This window comes from Peribacillus sp. AS_2 (assembly GCF_026891895.1).
GTDB classification, from domain to species: domain Bacteria; phylum Bacillota; class Bacilli; order Bacillales; family DSM-1321; genus Peribacillus; species Peribacillus frigoritolerans.
In genome coordinates this window covers 165152-186363 of sequence record NZ_JAPTGA010000006.1, presented here as the reverse complement: position 1 = coordinate 186363, position 21212 = coordinate 165152, and the positions used below count along the sequence as shown (strand labels likewise).

At 41.8% G+C, this 21212-nt stretch carries 22 protein-coding genes and 1 pseudogene; 11 read left to right on the top strand and 12 right to left on the bottom strand.

Annotation, left to right across the window (positions count from 1 at the left end; genetic code table 11):
* Positions 1-58 precede the first annotated feature (58 nt).
* The gene (locus tag OTG27_RS12980) at positions 59-1225 is read left to right on the top strand and encodes an MFS transporter (protein WP_268937145.1); all 1167 of its coding nucleotides are present in this window, start codon (positions 59-61) and stop codon (positions 1223-1225) included.
* A gap of 330 nt (positions 1226-1555) precedes the next feature.
* A complete protein-coding gene (locus OTG27_RS12975; protein ID WP_268937144.1) occupies positions 1556-3475 on the top strand; it encodes a heavy metal translocating P-type ATPase in 1920 nt (639 codons plus the stop codon).
* Positions 3476-3704: 229 nt separating this feature from the next.
* On the opposite strand, the gene OTG27_RS12970 is transcribed toward OTG27_RS12975, so the two are convergent.
* Both OTG27_RS12970 and OTG27_RS12965 read right to left on the bottom strand, forming a co-directional pair.
* Positions 3705-4544, bottom strand: a complete 840-nt coding sequence (locus OTG27_RS12970; protein ID WP_063577426.1) for a YihY/virulence factor BrkB family protein — start codon at positions 4542-4544, stop codon at positions 3705-3707.
* A 16-nt stretch (positions 4545-4560) separates the two neighbouring features.
* Positions 4561-4953: a YtxH domain-containing protein gene (locus tag OTG27_RS12965; RefSeq protein ID WP_098865699.1), complete on the bottom strand. Its 393-nt coding sequence runs from the start codon at positions 4951-4953 to the stop codon at positions 4561-4563.
* A 231-nt stretch (positions 4954-5184) separates the two neighbouring features.
* Between OTG27_RS12965 and OTG27_RS12960 the strand changes: the two genes are divergently transcribed.
* The 4 genes from OTG27_RS12960 (at position 5185) to OTG27_RS12945 (ending at position 7530) form a co-directional block, all read left to right on the top strand.
* A complete protein-coding gene (locus tag OTG27_RS12960) occupies positions 5185-5409 on the top strand; it encodes a DUF1128 domain-containing protein (protein ID WP_057278623.1) in 225 nt (74 codons plus the stop codon).
* A gap of 97 nt (positions 5410-5506) precedes the next feature.
* Entirely contained in the window at positions 5507-6772 is a 1266-nt protein-coding gene (locus OTG27_RS12955; protein ID WP_268937143.1) for a molybdopterin molybdotransferase MoeA, read from the top strand.
* Complete coding sequence (mobB, locus tag OTG27_RS12950) at positions 6760-7275, top strand: molybdopterin-guanine dinucleotide biosynthesis protein B (protein WP_268937142.1); 516 nt, start codon at positions 6760-6762, stop codon at positions 7273-7275. The genes OTG27_RS12955 and mobB overlap by 13 nt, the downstream gene beginning before the upstream one ends.
* A 12-nt stretch (positions 7276-7287) precedes the next feature.
* A complete protein-coding gene (locus tag OTG27_RS12945) occupies positions 7288-7530 on the top strand; it encodes a DUF2164 domain-containing protein (RefSeq protein WP_034305676.1) in 243 nt (80 codons plus the stop codon).
* A 40-nt stretch (positions 7531-7570) separates the two neighbouring features.
* Here the strand turns inward: OTG27_RS12945 and map are convergent, their stop codons facing one another.
* From map to OTG27_RS12915, 6 genes are all read right to left on the bottom strand, one after another.
* Positions 7571-8317, bottom strand: a complete 747-nt coding sequence (gene map / locus OTG27_RS12940; protein ID WP_034305678.1) for a type I methionyl aminopeptidase — start codon at positions 8315-8317, stop codon at positions 7571-7573.
* A gap of 106 nt (positions 8318-8423) precedes the next feature.
* Positions 8424-8939 (bottom strand): type 1 glutamine amidotransferase domain-containing protein, encoded by a 516-nt coding sequence (locus OTG27_RS12935; RefSeq protein WP_034305681.1) that lies wholly within the window; start codon positions 8937-8939, stop codon positions 8424-8426.
* A gap of 127 nt (positions 8940-9066) precedes the next feature.
* Positions 9067-9342: a late competence development ComFB family protein gene (locus OTG27_RS12930; RefSeq protein WP_057278620.1), complete on the bottom strand. Its 276-nt coding sequence runs from the start codon at positions 9340-9342 to the stop codon at positions 9067-9069.
* Between the two features lie 45 nt (positions 9343-9387).
* Entirely contained in the window at positions 9388-10143 is a 756-nt protein-coding gene (gene motB / locus OTG27_RS12925; RefSeq protein ID WP_268564041.1) for a flagellar motor protein MotB, read from the bottom strand.
* Complete coding sequence (motA, locus tag OTG27_RS12920; protein WP_268937141.1) at positions 10136-10927, bottom strand: flagellar motor stator protein MotA; 792 nt, start codon at positions 10925-10927, stop codon at positions 10136-10138. The genes motB and motA overlap by 8 nt, the downstream gene beginning before the upstream one ends.
* Positions 10928-11416: 489 nt before the next feature.
* On the bottom strand, positions 11417-12514 hold the full coding sequence (locus tag OTG27_RS12915) for an AbrB family transcriptional regulator (RefSeq protein WP_268937140.1): 1098 nt from the start codon (positions 12512-12514) through the stop codon (positions 11417-11419).
* Positions 12515-12790: 276 nt separating this feature from the next.
* Between OTG27_RS12915 and mreBH the strand changes: the two genes are divergently transcribed.
* From mreBH to OTG27_RS12890, 5 genes are all read left to right on the top strand, one after another.
* A complete protein-coding gene (mreBH, locus tag OTG27_RS12910; RefSeq protein WP_057278618.1) occupies positions 12791-13798 on the top strand; it encodes a rod-share determining protein MreBH in 1008 nt (335 codons plus the stop codon).
* A 259-nt stretch (positions 13799-14057) separates the two neighbouring features.
* A complete protein-coding gene (locus OTG27_RS12905; RefSeq protein WP_063577433.1) occupies positions 14058-14621 on the top strand; it encodes a tyrosine-type recombinase/integrase in 564 nt (187 codons plus the stop codon).
* 52 nt (positions 14622-14673) lie between these two features.
* Entirely contained in the window at positions 14674-15171 is a 498-nt protein-coding gene (locus tag OTG27_RS12900; protein WP_034305691.1) for a cation:proton antiporter regulatory subunit, read from the top strand.
* Between the two features lie 6 nt (positions 15172-15177).
* On the top strand, positions 15178-16404 hold the full coding sequence (locus tag OTG27_RS12895; protein ID WP_057278616.1) for a cation:proton antiporter: 1227 nt from the start codon (positions 15178-15180) through the stop codon (positions 16402-16404).
* Positions 16405-16770: 366 nt separating this feature from the next.
* Complete coding sequence (locus OTG27_RS12890) at positions 16771-17637, top strand: YihY/virulence factor BrkB family protein (RefSeq protein ID WP_057278615.1); 867 nt, start codon at positions 16771-16773, stop codon at positions 17635-17637.
* A 48-nt stretch (positions 17638-17685) separates the two neighbouring features.
* Here the strand turns inward: OTG27_RS12890 and OTG27_RS12885 are convergent, their stop codons facing one another.
* The 4 genes and pseudogenes from OTG27_RS12885 to ribE all read right to left on the bottom strand — a co-directional run bounded on the left by OTG27_RS12885 (position 17686) and on the right by ribE (position 21101).
* The gene (locus tag OTG27_RS12885) at positions 17686-18852 is read right to left on the bottom strand and encodes a DHH family phosphoesterase (RefSeq protein WP_268937139.1); all 1167 of its coding nucleotides are present in this window, start codon (positions 18850-18852) and stop codon (positions 17686-17688) included.
* Between the two features lie 405 nt (positions 18853-19257).
* The gene (gene ribH / locus OTG27_RS12880) at positions 19258-19728 is read right to left on the bottom strand and encodes a 6,7-dimethyl-8-ribityllumazine synthase (protein WP_034305700.1); all 471 of its coding nucleotides are present in this window, start codon (positions 19726-19728) and stop codon (positions 19258-19260) included.
* A 77-nt stretch (positions 19729-19805) separates the two neighbouring features.
* Positions 19806-20444: pseudogene (gene ribB, locus OTG27_RS12875) on the bottom strand (3,4-dihydroxy-2-butanone-4-phosphate synthase); the annotation flags it as partial.
* Positions 20445-20462: 18 nt separating this feature from the next.
* On the bottom strand, positions 20463-21101 hold the full coding sequence (gene ribE / locus OTG27_RS12870) for a riboflavin synthase (RefSeq protein ID WP_096338906.1): 639 nt from the start codon (positions 21099-21101) through the stop codon (positions 20463-20465).
* Between the last annotated feature and the right edge of the window lie 111 nt (positions 21102-21212).

Below are 21212 nucleotides of genomic sequence, written 5' to 3'. Positions count from 1 at the left end.
ATCCTCTTCCTAAGATGTAACATCAAGAAGGTATACATTTCTTAGGAGACATGATTTTATGAATAACAAATTGCTTTTTAGCGTTTTAATCTTAATTGTCGGCATATCGGGGTTTTCTCAAGGGATGCTTCTGCCGATCATTGCCATCATTTTTGAAAATGACGGAATTAGCTCATCACTGAACGGGTTTCATGCAGCCTCGCTTTATATTGGAATTCTGTTGATTTCCCCTTTTATGGAAGCACCGCTCCGCAAATACGGCTATAAGCCATTGATCATATTTGGCGGGATAACGGTCATTCTATCGCTTGCCTTATTTCCTGTTTGGAAATCATTCTGGTTTTGGTTTGTCCTTCGTTTCTTCATTGGTATCGGGGATCATACACTTCACTTTGCTACCCAGACATGGATCACTGCCATTTCACCAATAAAGAAGCGCGGAAGGAATCTTGCCATTTATGGACTTTTCTTCAGTCTTGGCTTCATGGTAGGCCCGCTGATGACGAAGCTTCTCGAGATTAATCAGTCTTTGCCTTTCATCATCACATCCATACTTAGCCTTCTCGCCTGGTCTGCTGTTTTCCTTATTAGAAATGAACTTCCTGAACAGGATGATTCTGAAAGCACATCATTCATGGGCACACTCCAAAGGTTTACGAAAGTAAGCCGCATAGCTTGGGTCGCATTTTTACTTCCGTTCACATTTGGCGTGCTTGAGGCATCATTGAATAGCAATTTCCCTGTATTCGCCCTGCGCTCCGGAATCGATTTAACGGCAGTTTCCATCATCATTCCGGCATTTTCCGCAGGGACCCTGCTTACCCAGATTCCCTTAGGGATGATCAGTGACCGTTTTGGCCGGCGAAAGACCTTGCTGACGATCCTTTTTTCAGGGTTTGCGATATTCACGCTTGCAGGGATTTATTCCGATTCAGTGCTTGGTCTACTCATCTGCTTTATGTTTGGCGGAATGATGGTTGGTTCGACTTTCTCGCTGGGAATCAGTTATATGGCAGATCTTTTGCCTCGAAACCTATTACCTGCAGGAAATTTATTATGCAGTATTTTCTTTAGTCTCGGCAGCATCGGCGGTCCATTTTTTGGCGGCCTGGTCATTGAACATATCAAAGGCGGGAATTTTTTCTACATGATCAGCATCATGCTTATCCTTGTCTTCATTTCATTGGCCATGTTTAAGGAGAAAATGCCTGCTTCAGTTATGTAATATAGTTTATTATCTGGACTACTTCTTTTATTATTCAATTTGAACGGATTTATCAAAAGTGCCTGTATAATGGAGATTCGATACTTTATATTTTTTACTAGATTAGAATCATTCTTCTTTATTTCTGAATAGGATATGTGGTAATATAATATTAACAAAAGGGACATCACCTTAATAAACCTTTGAAAACATTGCTGTCATCGCAATTACGGTGGCAGCTTTCATATTTTATCCAGAGAAATGACGTTGATTATCTTTCTCAATTAGATATAAAGTAAATGATAATCTATATCATTTACACAAATAGAGAAGAATGTGGGAGGGAATCTTATGACTACAGATACTAAACATTTAACCCAACCGGCTACATGCAAAACCACTTGGTTGGAAAAAGCAAAACCTCATTTAGAACTTATTGCTGCATTATTCAGCGGTTTATTAATAGTTTTGGGCTGGGCCCTTTCAAAGAACGGAATGGAGTCCGCCTCCATCGTCATTTACTTAGCCTCTTTCTTGATTGGCGGATATGCCAAGGCAAAAGAAGGCATAGAAGATACGATTGCCGACCGGGAGTTGAATGTTGAGATGCTGATGATTTTTGCGGCCATCGGTTCTGCGGTCATCGGATATTGGACGGAAGGTGCCATATTGATTTTCATCTTCGCTTTAAGCGGCGCCCTTGAGACATACACGATGAATAAGAGCCATAAAGAAATTTCGGCACTTATGGACTTACAGCCTGAAGAAGCACTGCGCGTAACTAACGGATATGAAGAAACCGTGTCCGTTTCCCAACTGCATGTCGGGGATCTGATTTTAGTGAAACCAGGAGAAAGAGTTCCTTCAGATGGAAAAATCACGGACGGACGTACCAATATCGATGAAGCCGCCATTACAGGCGAATCCATACCAGTCAGTAAATCATTGGATGATGAAGTTTTCGCTGGAACGGTTAATCTCCGTGGTACGATTACCGTGGAAATCACCAAACCGGCAAGTGAAACTTTATTTCAAAAAATAATCACTCTCGTTCAATCCGCACAAAGTGAAAAGTCGCCTTCCCAGCTGTTCATTGAACGGTTTGAAGGAACTTATGTAAAAGTGGTATTGACGATCGTCGGTTTGATGATGTTCGTACCCCATTTCCTATTGGAGTGGAGCTGGACCGAAACATTCTACAGAGCGATGATCCTGCTCGTTGTCGCTTCTCCTTGCGCCCTTGTGGCCTCTATTATGCCTGCTACACTTTCAGCCATTTCAAATGGTGCTCGTCATGGCATTTTGTTTAAAGGCGGCATCCATCTTGAGAATCTAGGTAACCTTCAGGCAATTGCTTTGGATAAAACCGGTACATTGACAAAAGGAAAACCAGAGGTAACGGATGTCATTATCCGCGAAGATTTAAACGAAGAAGATTTCTTATTTCACATTGCATCTGTTGAAAATTATTCGAACCACCCTTTGGCAACTTCGATCGTTCGTTATGCCAAAACGAAATTGCAAAGAGATATCATTAAACCGGTTAACATGGAAGATATCTCAGGTAATGGGGTTCAAGCATACATCAATGGCGTGCTTTGGCAAGTCGGAAAAGCTGATTTCGTCGGTCGCAGTGAAGCAGAACGATTCCAAAATGGCATTTCGCTGACATTGGCTGAACAAGGTAAGACAATCGTGTATGCTAAAGATGATCACGGAATTGCCGGTATACTCACTTTGAAAGATGTCGTGCGTGATGAAACCGTAACAGCCATCGAAGCTTTGAGGAATGAGGGCATCCATACCGTCATGCTGACAGGCGATGGTGAAAAAACGGCTAAAGCTATTGCCTTGGAGAGCCATATTGATGCATATATTGCCGAATGCCTGCCAGAAACGAAAGTGACTGAAGTGAAAAAGCTTAAAGAACATTTTGGCACTGTAGCGATGGTTGGGGATGGCATCAATGATGCACCTGCTCTGGCAACAGCATCTGTTGGAATTGCAATGGGTGAAGGAACGGATGTTGCCTTGGAAACAGCGGATGTCGTTCTGATGAAGAATGACCTGCCGCGCATCGCGGAAGCAGTCAAATTATCCAAGAAGATGAATCGGATCATCAAACAAAACGTCATCTTTTCCATTTCGGTCATCATGATCCTGATAGCATCCAATTTCCTTCAATTCCTGGACCTCCCATATGGCGTCATTGGCCATGAAGGAAGCACAATCCTCGTTATACTGAACAGCTTAAGACTTTTGAGAAACTAAACCATGAAAAAGGAGCCATCCAAGGCTCCCTTTTTTATGTTCATTTAATGATATCCGTTCTTACCGTTTGCAGAACCTGATGTTTTATGGTTCGATCCTTTATTTTTTCCTTTTTGTTTTGTGCCGCCATCCTTTTTACTCATGAAAGAACTCCTCCTCTTTAAAAGTGGTCATTTCTTGAATAGTATCCGCAGCATGATAATCCGCTATTACGGAAACTCCAGGAAGCTCATGCACATTCTGGCTTTTTCCTTTCACTAATGAGCGCATTTATTTCCCCGCCCAGTATGATGATAAGGCCCGATAAATAAAACCAGACCATTAATACGATTATCCCTCCAAGACTTCCATATGTTGCGGAATAATTAGCGAAGTTCTCCACATAAAATGAAAACAAAAAAGAAGCCAGGCTCCATCCTGCCGTTGCAAAGATTGCACCAGGCAGTACGGTTATGCACTTTAGCTTAATGTTGGGCGCAATCCAATAAAGGATGGTGAATACAATTAAAAATACAAGCGTACTGACCACCCAGCGAAGTTGGTTCCAAATCGTAAGAAACTCATCGGATTGTCCAATTTCGGCAAATAGGAACACTCCGATCTGTTTTCCGAATACCGGCAGCAATAAAACGACAATAAAAACAAAAATCATCGCTAAAGTGAGAAGAATCGACATTCCCCGGGAAATAAAGAAAGTTCGACTTTCTTTTACACCATATGCATGGTTAAATGCTTTAATGATTGCATTCATCCCATTCGATGCCGACCATATCGTTCCTATGACACCAAACGACAATAAAGTCCCATTCGCTTCCAACACTTCCGATAGGTTAGCTTCAATAATTTTCATCGAATCGTCAGGTGCATATGTACGGACGGTATTTAATATATCTTCTTGTGAAAATGGCAGATAGGCCAATAAAGTGAATAAAAAAATAAGCAACGGAAACAGGGAAAGTAAGAAGAAATAAGACAGCTGTGCGGCAAGCCCCGACACATCATCGACCTGTAACCGTTTTACCAAAGTCTTGAAGAATGAGCCTTTCAGCCATTCTTTTTTATTGGCCATACCCCCACCCCATTTTCTAATTTAAGGAAATTCGTTCATGGTTTCTAGAAGACGGCTCTTCTTCCTCTGCAGTAAAAACTTCCTTCGTCTCCATCACCACTTGGGCAACTTGTGATGGAATATCTTTCATTTCCTCAACCTTTTGGGAAATGAAGGATACATCTTCGGAGATTTTTTCAACAGTGGAACGGACCTTGGATGATGTTTCACTTACTTGTGTAAGCACCCCATTGGGATTCTTCACGAATTCCTTCATATTACTCATGCAGCTTTTGCTGTTTTCCAATACAGAATAACGCGTTTGCTTGTCAAAAAGGCTTATTGCCGCCCCAGCTAACGCCCCAATAAAGACCGCTTGCATAAACTTACTTTTCTTGGCACACTTATATTCTTCTCGAATGTTGCTCATATATTCTCCTCCTCGTCATATATTAGTTGATGGATAATGGTAGCTCTCTCCATTATACAATGTTTAAAAAAGTTTTTTCCTATCTTTTCCCAAACTCTCTCACTTTAAAACGCAAAGATCACCAAGATTATTGGGGGTCAAGCTTCATATCCCACCCGAATACTCATTGACTTCCAGCGGTAATCATGCAAAGATGAAAATAATTTAGGAACGTATGAAAGGATGAAGGAAATGGATTTAAGACAAAACACAGCCGAAAGTGTCGAGTTTATGATCGAGGCAATCAAGGATAAATTAAAAGTAATGAACTTCGGTGCAATCAAATCAACTCATTTTGATATTGAAATGTACGAAGAACTGCACGATATTTATACAATGGTGATGAAAAAAACGAATTTCAGTGTCCGTGAAATGGAAGCGATCGCTGAAGAACTTGGAAGACTGCGTAATAAGTAACATTCAAATCCTCCCATACCGGTGAGGATTTTTTTCATTTTCAAAAAAATTCTGCTACATTTGATATAGAAATTGAAAACGGACAGGAGTTGTAGGCATGGTAGAAAGAAGAACGCCCATTAGCATCGCAGAAGCAGTGGAAAAAGTGATGAAGCATAAATTAACAGGACATGTGGAACTGATTCCCCTCGAGGACAGCCAAGATCGCTTTTTGGCTCAGGATATTGTAGCTACAAATGATGTTCCGCATTTTAACCGCTCCCCATATGATGGATTCGCCCTCAGGTCCAAGGATACTTCTGAAGGTTCCATAAATAACCCCCTCGAGTTCGAAGTGGTGGAAGAGTTGGCTGCGGGTATGGTATCGACTATTCCCGTTCAAAAAAATCAAGTGGCAAGAATCATGACTGGAGCCCAAATGCCAGCTGAGTGTGATGCCGTAATCATGCTTGAACTTACGAAGGAATTCGAAAAGGACGGAAAGAAGTACATATCATTTAAACGCTCACTTAAGGAAGGCGAAAACGTTTCTTTTCAAGGCGAGGATGCAAAGAAAGGCGATGTTCTTGTAAAAAAAGGAACAGCGATCAATCCAGGGATCATCGGCTTGCTGGCAACATTCGGTTATGCCGAAGTGCCAGTTGCCAGGAAGCCTGTCGTCGGATTTTTCGCTACGGGATCGGAACTGCTTGATGTTCATGAACCGTTGCAGCCTGGGAAAATCCGCAACAGCAACTCACATGCCATCTCCGCCCAAATTCGGAGGGCCGGGGGGGAAGTCCGTTTTTATGGAAAGCTTAAGGACGAATTCGAATTAAGCTACGAGGCCATTTCAACTGCGTTGGAGGAAGTGGATCTGCTCATTACAACAGGAGGAGTTTCTGTCGGTGATTTTGACCTTCTCCCGGATATTTATCAAAAGATTGGCGCCGATGTATTATTCAACAAAGTGGCCATGCGCCCCGGCAGCGTGACGACCGTAGCGGTATATCATGACAAATTTTTATTCGGTTTATCCGGCAATCCATCCGCCAGTTATGTCGGCTTTGAACTATTTGCAAGACCGATCATCCGCACCATGCTGTTCTCGGAATATCCGCATTTAAGAAAAGAAACGGCCCAATTGGCAGAGGACTTCTTAAAACCCAATCCATTCTCACGTCTGCTTCGCACCAGATTATTTTACGAATCCGGCCAGTTAAAGGTAATTCCAAGCGGTGTGGATAAATCGAATATTACAACAAGCTTGGCAGGTGCCAATTCACTGACCGTCTTACCTGGGGGGACACGTGGTTTCCAAACGGGAGACTTCGTGGACATCCTGCTCCTCGATGATCAGGAAGGTTCCAAATGGCCTTGGTGAAGCCCTTTATTTTTCAGGTGGTTGGCTACCAAAATAGAGGAAAAACGACCTTCATAACGAATTTAATCAAAAAGCTGCGCGAAGCAAAATTAGAGACAGCCGTTTTAAAACATCATGGACATGGCGGAAAACCAGATGTTACAGGCACGAAGGATTCCAATAAACACTTTCTTGCCGGGGCGGCCGCTTCACTTGTTGAAGGAGATGGAACAATCGAGCTGCTCGGCAAATTCAGGGGGAGCGCCCCTATCACTGAGCTGATTCAATTACTGTGTCTATTTCTCCCTGATGTGATTTTAATTGAAGGGTATAAGCAAGAGGATTTTCCCAAGGTCATTTTAATCAAGGAAGAAAGTGACCTCCTGTTATTGGAACGGCTTACCAATGTCAAGGCAGCGGTGGCTTGGCCCGAATGTCTTGAGCGAACCAGGAATCATGCTTCAGTACCTGTCTTCCCTTTGGATTCGGATCAATTCATTACATGGTTTTTAGAACAAATATGAAGGAGTGGGACAATGTTCATTCAATTCCCCATAGAAAAACGCCGTAAAATGATCGAAAGTATCCAAGAATATGTTTATCAGGAACATGGGAAGGAAATCGGTGAAATTGCTGCTGAAAATCACTTGCAGTTCATTTTCGAAAATATCGCTCCCTTTATTTACAATGAAGGGATCAAAGATGCTAAAAAAGTCATGGAGGACAGATTAGGAAATATCGAAGAGGATTTGTATTCATTGGAACGCCCCATTGATTAAAATGAAAAACAGCATCATAAACGATGCTGTTTTTTAATGTTCACTGTTCGGTTAGAATCAACGGACCGTTTTTCGTTATGGCAATCGTATGCTCATATTGAGCCGAGTATTTCCCATCTGCTGTGGATGCCGTCCATCCATTCGGATTCCGGCTTGCTTTATATGTACCTACGTTTACCATTGGCTCGATGGTGAATACCATTCCTTCCTTAAGACGTGGACCTTTATTCGGCAGTCCATAATGCGGAACCTGAGGCTCTTCATGAATGACATTCCCTATCCCGTGTCCGATGAAATCACGAACGACAGAGAAGCCTTCCGCTTCGACATATGTTTGTATGGCATGACCTATATCTCCAATCCGATTGCCTTCCACACATACTTCAATTGCCTTATATAAAGATTCCTTCGTCACATTCACTAAATGTTCGGTTTCCTTTGAAACCTTACCGACCGTATACGTCCAAGCAGAGTCAGCAAGGGCCCCATTATAATTGACGACCATATCAATCGTTACGATATCTCCGTTTTTCAAAGGGGTCTTACGAGGGAAACCATGACAGATTTCTTCATTTATGCTGGCACATGTCGCATACTCATACCCTTTGTAACCCTTTTGTTCCGGCTTCGCACCATGTTTCTTTAAGAATCCTTCAACAAATTCTTCTATTTCCCATGTTGTCACACCAGGAACAATCAACTTTGCAATCTCCCTATGACAAGCTGCCAAAATTTTACCCGATTCATGCATCGCTTGAATTTCACGTGCAGATTTTAATACGATCAATCGTGACACTTCCTTTTTTATTCGTCTCTCCTTTTATTTTACTGCAAAGATTGAAGTATATGAATCCTTTAAAATGAAAAATCCCGGCAGCCGCCGGGATTTTTCATTATTTCAATAGATTGAGCGATTCCCGGTTAAATGCCGGTAGATCTTCAGGAGTCCTGCTGGTTACAAGCTGGTTGCCGCAAACCACAACCTCTTTGTCCAAATATGTGGCACCTGCATACTCCATATCGACTTTAATGGATGTATACCCTGTTGCGTGGCGTCCTTCAAGTGTTTTGGCCGTAATCAGCAACTGCGGTCCATGACAGATCGCAAATACAGGTTTTTTATCATCCATGAACGATTTTGCGAAAGATACGAAGCGTTCGTCAGCACGCAGTTGATCAGGCGAGAACCCACCGGGGATGAATAACGCATCGAAACTTTCCGGTTTCACCGAGTCGATGCTTTCATCAATCTCGACTTCCACCTCCCCTTGTTTCCCTTTAACCGTTTTCCCTTTCACCATTTCAATCGTCGTTACCTTATGGCCAGCTTCTTCAAATGCTTTTGCCGGTTCACTATACTCCGAGTCCTCAAACATATTCGTTACTACACATGCGATTTTTTTACCCATAATCATTCATCTCCTCAATTTTTGATCGAATGAACCTACTTTGCACTTTATTTATGTTCCCTCTTACACGATAAATAAAACACATAATTAATAGTTGACCCTTTGTCCATGAGTAAAATACCGCGAATCAATGTTTAGGATACTGGCCAACAACGTGTATCGCATTGATGATTCTTTTATTGATCCATTTCCTGTTTTCTTCTGTATTCAAATTCCCAAATATCCTAATCCGACCTACTTCCGTGGTTACATAGTAATTAGGCAGGTTATTCAATGATAATGTGATGATGTCATTTTTACATTTCCTGCACGAACAAAATGTTTGGTATTCTATACCTGACATTAAAACCTGCACCCATGTCACAACGATTTCTTCCATCACATTTGTGTATTCTCTTTCCATATATTCTCCTTCAAAAAGAAAAACCCATCAATTCCTGACAGGTTTTCACTCATTTATCACTGTCCGTGGAACAATTAGGATTTCAACTCTCCGGTTTTTCGCCCTTCCTTTTTTCGTTTCATTGGAAGCAACCGGCTTGAATTCCCCATGTCCTTTAGCACTGAACATTTCGGGATCCAAATCCTTATTTTCGAGGAGAAGTTTCATAAAATTCACGGATCGCATCACACTCAGGTCCCAGTTGGATTCATACTTGGAATTTTTAATAGGAATATTATCGGTATGTCCGCTTACGATGATGTTTCTGGGTAAGTCCATGACCAGTAACCCCGAGATTTCTTTAGCCATTTTACGGTTTTCACTTCTCACCTCAGCCACACCCGATTCGAACAGCACGTTTTCCCTAATTGAAATCAACATACCCTCATCCGTAAGGTTCGTTCCCAATTTATCCGTTAAATCATTTTTTTCGATATAGGCATTTACGCGCTCCTGAACTTCCGTAAGTTCTTCCTGCTCGTTTTTCCCTAGCTTCTCAAGATCTTCTGCACCTGTTCTTTGTTCGGGCGACGTCGGCTCATTGCTGGGGGAATCACTAGGAAAATCCATAAAACCCGTTCCGCTTGTAAAAACCTGGTTAAATACATTGGACAATTGCTGGAACCTTACTGCATCAACCGAACTTGAAGCGAACAAGACGATAAAAAGCGCAAGAAGCAATGTTAAGATATCGGCATAGGGAACCAGCCATGATTCATCGATATGCTCTTCATGCCTTTGTTTCTTTTTGCGCCTAGCCATTATCTCTCACATCGCCTTCCAACCACTTTTTACGATCTCCAGCAGGCAAATATGATGTTAATTTCTGTTCGATCGTTCTCGGCGCTTCCCCTTCGATGATCGATAAAATCCCTTCAATCATCATTTCTTTGATCCTGACTTCCTGCTGTGATTTCCGTTTGAGCTTATTGGCAAATGGATGCCATAACACATACCCCGTGTAAATCCCCATCAAGGTCGCGACGAACGCTGCAGATATGGCATGTCCCAATGCCTCTGTGTCAGCCATATTCCCCAATGCAGCAATCAGCCCGATTACGGCACCCAATACGCCAAGCGTCGGTGCGTATGTACCGGCTTGACTGAAAATCGCCGCCGCACTTAAATGACGTTCTTCCATCGCGTCTATTTCCTCTGCTAAAATATCACGAATATAATCGGCACTCTGACCTTCGACTGCAAGGTTCAAGCCATTTTTCAAAAAGGCATTATCCACCTGATCCGAAATGCTTTCCAAGGCCAATAAGCCTTGCTTCCTGGCAATGACCGCCCATTCCGAAAAGGTCTTTATTAAATCTTCCGGCTTTGCCAATTTTTGTTCAAAGAATAAAATCTTGAATATTTTTGGCAGTCTTTTTAATTCCGACAAAGGGAAAGCCGTTACGACAGCAGCTATCGTCCCTACAATGATGATCAAAATAGCCGCCGGATTAATCAGCGCCGTTACACTAACACCTTTCAACACCATTCCGACTAAGATGGCCACAATACCAAGAACTACGCCCAAAACTGATGTTATATCCATAATACTCACCCATTCATTTAAAGTCTCGTCTCCTCCTTATATCGGATGAAGTTCAAAAAAAGTGAGGATTATTTTACTATTCAGTTTCAATTTTCATTAAATCATCACAAAATCCACCACCTTATTGCCTGCATGAGCTTATCAACAGCACAAAATATTCCTTCAAGAATGGAACCTCAAGCATGTTCCGTACATGATTTTCTCATAACATCTGGAATATACTCATTTACTCGTTGTTTTCACGCATTTATTCGTGAGTTTCACACTTTTACTCGTTGTCTTCACGCTTTTATTCGTGAGTTTCACACTTTTACTCGTGGGTTTCGTGCTTTTACTCGTGAGTTTCACGCTTTTACTCGTGGGTTTCGTGCTTTTACTCGTGAGTTTCACGCTTTTACTCGTGAGTTTCATGCTTTTACTCGTGATTCCGCATATCGCTGACATTTTTTCTCACTCTTCTGTTTTTCCGAAAGAAAAGGACAAAGCCTGTCAGCTTTGTCCCTGTTCTTGTTTTCCATGATTTCTTCCGGCCAGCCATTTTATGATGGGGGACAGAAAAAATAAAATGAATAAGATCCTGAATAAATGAAAGCTTGTGACAACGGATAAATCCACATGCACAGACATGGCTGTGACTGCCATTTCGGCGACGCCGCCTGGGGCCATGCTCAAAAAAAGTTCATTTGCCTTTAAAGATAGGGTCGGGGCAAACTGAATGGAAAGATAATAGCAAAATCCAATCAATAGGACATTACTGACGAATACGGCTCCGAACATCTTTCTGAAAAGTCGGGGATTATCTACCTTCAGTGTGTAGCCTAAATGTGCGCCGATCAACAATTGCGACAGGTTCAACCAAAAGTCAGGAATCTGCGGGGCACCTGGGCCTGCTAAATTGAATAGTGCTGCGGCCATGAGAGGTCCTAGCAAAAAAGGCAGCGGAAAATTTGCTTTCTTTGTGATGAAAATGAACACTATCAAGGTTAACAACATCATGATTGCTAATTTCCCATCATATTCAAAAAAGAAAAACGGCCGCTCCGTTACGGCCATTACCGCACCTGGTTCAACTGACATTACATGAGTCACAATCCAAGGGACAATGGAAATTACCAGGATGACCCGCAGTGTTTGCATGAAACCTACAACCGTTTCATCACTATCCTTCATTTCCTCACTTAAGACCACCATCTGGGAAAGACCACCCGGGAAACTGCCGAGCATGGATGTGCCCAAGGATAAGTTCATTCGTTTTCCGATAAACCAGCCAGTCAACACTGTAAATGAAATGATTGCGATTGTGGTAAAAAGCATTACAGGCAGATATTCAATCATCTCATTTAACGATTGTTTCGTGAATGAACTGCCCAATTGTAAACCTAGAATGACCAATCCAGTACTTCTAAAGGTTTTGGACCAATATAAGTACTTCCTTAACTTCACTTTCGCAATCATCACGACGAATAATGGTCCTAGCATCCATGGCAGGTATATGCCAAGGCTATTAAACGCGTAACCACCCAGGAATGCTAGAAAAGCTGTAAAAATGATTCTAAAACTCTTACTCTCGATTAAATTTGCACTCACAAAATTACCTTCTTTATCTAAGCGGTTTTTCATCTATATCTTAACATAAAATAAGTTGGTTCAAAGCTGTCATCCACGCTTGTTTTCGACTGGAGCGAGGAGCGCAGCAGTGATACCTTCTCCAGTGCAATTTTTTATATTTAATCATGTTTTCGCTCCATGAAAAGAAACAGCATGGCACTTCCACCATTTACTAGATTTCCCACCCCCACAAACTCGCAATAAAAGGTAGAATAATATATATAGGGGGTCAAACTCTTATGGAGGGGTGACTAGATGTTATCAAATACAGAAATAGGCATTGACTTAGGAACTGCAAATACGCTAGTTTACAGTAAAAATAAAGGAATCGTATTTAATGAGCCATCTGTGGTGGCCATTGATATAGAGACTAATAAAGTATTGGCAGTCGGTGTTGATGCAAAAAACATGATCGGGAAAACACCCGGCAATATCGTGGCAATCCGTCCGCTTAAGGATGGTGTCATTGCGGATTTTAATGTGACCGCGCAAATGCTTAAGGAAATCATGAAAAAAGCAAGCAAGGCCCTAGGTTTATCGATTCGCAAACCTAGTGTAGTGGTCTGTACACCATCAGGTTCCACTTCGGTTGAGAGAAGGGCCATTCAGGATGCAGTCAAAAGCTGCGGAGCGAAACAGGTCCACCTTATCGAGGAACCGGTAGCGGCAGCAATAGGTGCGGGCCTGCCTGTCGAAGAGCCCGTTGCCAATGTCATCGTTGATATCGGCGGCGGAACGACTGAAGTCGCAATCATTTCTTATGGCGGCGTGGTTTCCTGCAATTCAATCAGAATTGGCGGAGATCAATTGGATGAAGATATCAGCCAATATGTCAGGAAAAAACATAATGTGCTGATTGGGGAAAGAACAGCCGAGGAAATAAAAAAAGAAATCGGCTACGCACTTGTTGAACATTCCGTGATCACCATGGAAGTCAGGGGCCGCGATCTTGTAACCGGGCTACCAAAACCGATTACAATATCATCCACTGACGTCCAGGAAGCCATCCAGGAATCGCTTCTTCATATACTGGAAGCAATAAGGGCCACTTTGGAAGATTGTCCTCCTGAATTGAGCGGCGATATCGTCGATCAAGGAGTCATCTTATCCGGCGGGGGTGCACTTCTCAACGGGGTACAGGAATGGCTGACGAATGAAATCGTCGTCCCTGTCAAACTTGCGGATAACCCGCTTGAATCTGTAGCCATCGGAACCGGGCTTTCACTTGAGGTCATTCACAAATTACAAAAAGCCGTGTACTAAAAAAAGAAACCCCAACTTGGGGTTTCTTTTTTTATCATTCCAGACGGATTCCCCCCATGATGCAAACACAATCTCCACATTAAACAACTTCACGGAAATATTTTACCTCGTTTGAGCAGAGAATAAGGAAAAGGATTTTTTACGTTCGAAAGCAAGCATTACTGATTGGGTAGGCATCACGTGCAGAACTAATTGCATGCAATGTTACATAACTTGTGTTATAATATAATTATGTTACATTGGTAAGAGGAGAAGATCTATGGAATATGTAGAAGCCTTTAAGGATATCAATCAAATCAGCAAAATAAAAACATACTTACGCGCTCACTCCAGTCGGGATTATTTATTGTTTGTACTCGGCATCAATACAGGTATGAAGATAAATGAAATGCTCGAAATCACCGTCGCCAGCGTTCTGGATGAAACGGGCAAAATCAAGGAGTTCTATGAGCAACGGACGGAAACTGACGAAGTCAACCAAATTTATTTGAACCTGAAAGTCCGTACAGCCTTACAAGAATACCTTAAAGGCTCGAAGGTTATCGAAGGTCAGTTTTTATTTCTTTCCCCTAAGACAAAAAAGCCGATTACACGTCAACAGGCGCACCGAATCATCCATGATGCTGTGGAAGGTGCAGGGCTGACAGGCAAATTCGGAGCAAGTTCGATGCGTAAGACTTTTGGCTACCATGCCTATAAACAAGGCGTGTCTCTGGCCTTGATACAGAAGCATTACCATCATTCCAGTCCATCGGAGACATTAAAATACATCGGTTTATCCAAGGAGAAGAAATTCAAGACGAATATTGACGTTAACTTATAAACATTCTGCTATCTTCTATTAACTCTAACCAACATTTTAAGGAGGAATTCCAGTGAAAATTAGAGAAAGTGAACTTCCTGGTATTGGTCAAAAATTCGAAATCATAACGAGAAATGATGAAAAGTTAGTAATCGTCATTCACGATGATGGCCGTCGGGAATTATACCATTTTGATAATGAACATGAGGACGTCATATCGAGCATCACCCTTAATGATCAGGAATCCCGGCAACTGGCTTCCATCATAGGCGGCATGGTCTATAAACCACAAGCACTTGAAACAATTGAAATGTCCTTGGGTGACTTGGTGATCGAATGGTTCAAAGTCGAACCCGGTTCAAAGGCCATCAATCAAACGATCGGTTCGATTGATATCAGGAGCAATTATAACGTGACCGTCATCGCCCATTCTAAAAAAGGCAAAAAACAACTGAATAATCCTGGTCCAGACTCCATCATCGAAACAGGCGACACTCTTGTAATATCCGGTGAAAGAAAAGATATTCGTAACCTGATAAGAGAATTATTGACCGACGAAAGGAGTGACTAAGCTCATATGGATCATTTAGTCTTTGAAGTGGGAACTGCCCTACTTCTAGTGGCATTAGCCGCTCTCGTTGCAGGTAAATTCAAAATATCAAATGTTCCGTTATTAATTATCATCGGGATGCTCGTTGGACCCCATGCCCCGCACTTCGGATTAATTGACCTGCGTTTCATTGAAAGTGATGAAATCATAGCATTCCTCGGTCGTGTCGGTATTTTATTCCTTCTGTTTTACCTTGGGCTTGAATTTTCCGTCAAAAAGCTTATGAAGTCAGGGAAAAATATCGTGACAGGCGGAACCTATTACATTTTAATCAACGTGGGAATGGCCTTGCTGTATGGCTTCCTGCTAGGTCTTCCATTAAAAGAGGTCCTGATATTAACCGGGATCATCAGTTTTTCTTCAAGTGCCATCGTGGCAAAGGTACTTGTGGACCTTAAAAGGACCGGTAACAATGAAACGGAGTTAATCCTTGGCATCATCATGTTTGAAGATATCTTCCTCGCTGTTTATTTATCAGTCGTATCTGGATTGGTATTAAGCTCTTCTGGTTCCGTTTGGGGAACATTACTTTCTACATTTATCGCGATTGGGTATATGCTGATATTTTTCGTTATCGCCCGGAAAGCATCTGGGGTCCTTAACAAATTATTCAATATAACCTCCGATGAGATATTTATCATCGTCGTGTTCGCATTACTATTCTTCATCGCCGGTTTCTCGGAAACGATTCATGTTGCGGAAGCCATTGGTGCATTACTGCTCGGCCTGGTCTTTTCTGAAACGGAGCATAGCGACAGGATCGAGAAACTTGTCATTCCCTTCAGAGACTTCTTCGGGGCCATATTTTTCTTCAGCTTTGGCTTGAGTATCGATCCGACGACCCTTGGCGGAGCTGTCTGGATGGTTCTTGGTGCCGTCATCATCACCATAATCGGTAACTTTGCAGCTGGTATGATTGCCGGACGCAAATCCGGTTTATCTCACAGAGCTTCCGCAAACATCGGTTTAACGATCGTTTCACGCGGCGAATTCTCCATCATTTTAGCCAACTTAGGCATTGCAGGAGGTTTAATGCCTATACTAACCCCGTTTGCAGCACTTTATGTTTTGACCTTAGCGATTCTTGGGCCCATCCTTACAAAAGAATCCAAACATATCTATAATATCCTAAATAAAGTATTCAAATGGACCCCTCCGAAGGTTCAAAAGAAACAGGAAAAAGAAGTTCACTAGAGAAAAAGGCCGGAAATTGCTTTCTGGCCTTTTTTCTGCTTACCTTTCATAACTCACTAACATGATAATACTTGTAAGAAAGCAGGCATAAAATCATACCTAGTAGTAGTATTGGTGCCGTCCTTGAAGTTTTAACAGCACTTATTTACAGTTATTCTAGAAACTTTCGAGATTGAGGGATATTTCTTTACTGAGGATTTAGAACTTGCCTCTCTCCAAATTTGTTTTAGGGGCTATGACATTGTCACAAGCTTCTACAAGTGCCCGGATTGGAGGTTTCAATTTCTTTTCTTTTGAGGATTAACTTACATGAACAAAGGGAATAGAAGTAGATAACCTAAGTAACTATTCAGGAGTGATGCCCAGATGAATAAGTCGATCCAATTTTCAAAGAAACTTATTAAAGAAATAAAGGAAGATCGTGTGACCGGGCTGGCAGCAGAACAAGCTTATTACTATTTACTGGCACTATTCCCTTTGCTCATATTACTGCTGTCCATATTACCTTATCTGAATATCGATATTCAGACAGCCCTCGACACGATAAAAACCTTCATGCCTGCGGAAACGATGGAAGTCATCGAGAAAAATATCATCAACATATTATCTGAACGGAACGGCGGCTTACTGACCTTTGGTATCCTTGGAACGATATGGTCCGCATCCAACGGAATGAACGCGTTCATCCATTCCATGAATATCGCCTATGATGTGGAAGAAACAAGGAATTTCATTAAAGCCCGCTTCATTTCCATCATACTGACATTAGGCCTGGTTGTAGCATTCATCGTCATGTTAGGTCTCCCCGTCTTTGGAAAGGTCATCATCGAATTATTACAGCAGGTCATTCCGATCCCAGAAGAAACGCAAATCTTATTCAGCTTATTACGGTGGGTCATCGCGGTTGTAGTCATCTCACTTGTCCTGGCCTTTTTATATCGATTTGCACCGAATAAAAGTTTTCCCATTAAACATGTCATCCCTGGCGCAGTTACCGCAACTGTACTTTGGCTGGGAATATCACTTGGATTTTCATTCTATGTCAGTAACTTTGCCAACTACTCTTCCACTTACGGCAGTTTAGGAGGCGTCATCATCTTGATGCTATGGTTGTATTTGAGTGGTTTGATTTTTGTGATCGGCGGAGAAATCAATGCAATTCTTCATCGCCAAAATTCCATTCCAAAAAAACAGTCACGCACGATCGTTCATCCTGTCCCGCTTAAAAGATAAAATCAAGATTGAAAAGCGGCTGTCCCATTCGGACAGCCGCCTTTCTAATTATCCCTTATTGACAAACTCTTCATATCTTTCATCATGGGCCAGCCATGCAGCGTATTTCCGCTTCATGTATTTTTCCGCTTCCACAAATGTATCGAATGTTTTTTTCTGTTGTTTTCCGTTGATTTCAACAATCCATTCCTCTTCTTCATCTTCATAGATGAATATATCCTGTTTGTCTCTTGTTGAATATAGGCAACCCTCTGGGGATCCTTTTACATTCAATTGATTCTTATGTGCGTCTCGTTTAAGGGGCTCGGCATGGAAGGTCTTTTCGACATATTGGCTATATGCCTTTTCGGACATCGTACAACCGGCGGCTTTTTGGTGGCCTCCACCATCGTACTTGCCAGCAACCTCAGAAACATCTATATCATCGTGGATTGTCCGGAAGCTGATTCTTTTGCTTCCTACCATCAGGATGGCTATATAATCCAGATGTGAGAACTCTTTCGACAGTTCATTTCCCAATTCCGAGTGGTATGACTCTGCATGGACCACACCAGCTGTATGGGGACCAACCGTAGCTTGATAAACTTCTCTTTTTTTTCTGTTTATGTACCGATCCACTCGACTCTCTTCAACATTCAGAAGCGTTTGCTCCACTTCGTCAAAAGTGAAACTTTCAGCCGTGGACAGCTTATTTGCGATTTTCATTTCGAATTCCTCTATCGGAATCATGAAAAACAGGTCATTCAATCGCTTTGCCGTTGTATTTTTATTGACTTCCCATTCCCAAGTATCATATTGACGGACCAATTCAACGAATTCAGCGACAATGCTTGAAGGTTCCAGCAATTTATTTTCAACTGCATACTGATAGAATAATGATGTGGCTGCCGTCTGTTTACCATCTTCCTGTTCGACAGTTACAGATGCCCAATCATGTTCGTTCAAATGCAGTGCTGACTTATGATGATCGATTAGCAGCGCCTTGCCTCCATCTTCCACAAACTGAGTAATCATTTTTTCATTATCTTCATCAACCGATAGATCAGTAACGATCAATGTATCTTCAATCTTGGCCTGCTCAAGAAAAGCACCTACATTCTGATTAAGGCGACCAATTGAATTATAACTAACCACTACTTCATCTCCGAATGCCAGCTTTGCTACAATGCCGCACCCGACTCCATCCAAATCATTATGTGTAAAGAGATGGTACACACAAACCCCTCCTAATAACTAATAAATTTACTTTTCCCTAAAGACATGAATTTCAATTGCAATCTTTACAATTGTAGCATAATCATATCTGCATATTTTATCATGCTTTCATTACGTGACACTTTTGTTCGTTTTTTTTTCGATGAATTACCTAATGATTCCTTATTACCCATAATTTATAATGATAAATAATAAAAAAACACTTTACTTTGAAATCAGGGTATTTCCAGTGAAGGAGTTTCGGTGAGTGTCAAAGAGCAGCATTAGCTAATCGATCAATGGCTAACTTTACGAACTTCAAAGAATTTCCAGATGGTTGAGGAAAGTTGACTCAATCAGACCACGATCCGGCACATCAAAAAAAAGCCGCAGGAATGTCATTCCCTGCGGCTTCCTTATGTGAAATCACTGTTCAATCAATTTTCCAAGGTTGGCCATTTCAATTGCACTAACGGCCGCTTCATAGCCTTTGTTACCTGATTTTGTTCCAGCACGTTCAATGGCTTGTTCAATATTCTCAGTTGTCAGCAAACCGAAGATAACCGGTACACCTGTTTCCAAAGAAACGGAAGCCATGCCTTTAGCTGCTTCATTGCAGACATAATCATAATGTGAAGTAGCACCCCTGATTACCGTTCCAAGACCGATTACCGCATCATATTTACCTGTATTCACAAGTTTCTTAGCAATTAACGGAAGTTCAAAAGCACCCGGGACCCACGCGATGTCAACATCATTCTCATCAACGCCATGACGCTTAAGGCCATCCATTGCCCCTCCTAAAAGCTTGCTTGTGATAAACTCATTAAATCTTCCTACCACGATTCCTACTTTCAATCCTGATCCGATTAATTGTGCTTCAATAGTTTTCCCCATGTCTAATTCCTCCTAATTTTTAAAAACAATAATTTTTTCATGTTAAGATTTCATTCCTTAAAAATCTTTCAAGCTTTCGGGATGTTCATTTCAAGTTCCTGTTTCCCGATTGGATCATTATGTTGAAGATACCGAACCAAATCGGCTATCGTAATGAACTTCAGGTTAAATTTATCAGCGATGACTTCTAAATCGGATACGCGGGCCATCGATCCATCTTCATTCATGATCTCACAAATTACACCGGCTGGAGCGGCACCGCATAACTTCGCCAAGTCCACCGATGCCTCCGTATGTCCTGCCCTTCTTAATACGCCGCCTTCTTTAGCGACTATCGGAAAAGTGTGACCTGGCCTTTGGAAATCTTCAGCGACCGAATCTTCATTAAGAAGCTCAAGGATGGTCAAGGACCGTTCAAAAGCACTGATTCCTGTAGAGGTGCTTTTATGATCGACACTTACCGTAAAAGCAGTGCCATGATGATCGGTATTTTCACCTACCATAGGATGCAGTTTCAATTTTGCTGCCAGTTGTTCAGTGATGGTCGTACAAATCAAACCACGTCCATGAGTCGCCATGAAATTAATCGCTTCCGGTGTCGCCTTTTCGGCCAACACTACAAAATCCCCTTCATTTTCACGGTCTTCATCATCGGACACGATAACTACCTTGCCAGCCTTCAAATCTTCTATTGCTTCTTCTATTGTATGGAACATCATTACACCGCCCTTTTATTAGAATCCATGCTCTGCCAAAAACTCTAAACTCAGTCCTGGTTTTGGATTGCCATTTTTCATTTGATGTATTATATATTTCCCTATCATGTCGTTTTCAATGTTAACGATATCGCCAGCCGCTTTTTGTCCCAATATGGTATCCTGATGAGTCAATGGAATCAATGAAACCGTCAAAAGGTTCCTTTCGATCCCAAATATCGTCAAGCTTGTTCCATCAATGGCTACGGAACCTTTTGGAATGCAAAAGGCACTAAGCCCTTCTTCCAGTTGGATTACATAATATACGGCATTTTCTTTCCGTTCTTTTTTTATGATCGTTCCGGTTCCGTCGATATGACCTGAAACAAAATGACCGCCAAACCTTCCCTGTGCACTCATGGCTCGTTCGAGATTAACAGGTGATCCCAATTTTAACGTCCGGATCGAGGAAGCTTTGACCGTTTCCGGCATCACGTCGACCGTAAATAAACTTTTCGTGAAGGACGTTACCGTTAAGCAGACCCCGTTGACTGAAATACTATCCCCCAGATGCACATCTTCAAGGATTTTTTCAGAACGAATCGATAACTCCATACTGCTTTTTCCTTTTTTCAAGGAATGTACGGTACCGATATCCTCAATGATTCCCGTAAACATGTTTTTCCCCCTTTTATAAAATATAAAAAACCCCTTAGGATGACCTAAAGGGTTAGCAGGAGAAATGAGTGAAAAAAATTGTATACCTAAAAAGCCCAATATTTTCATTTT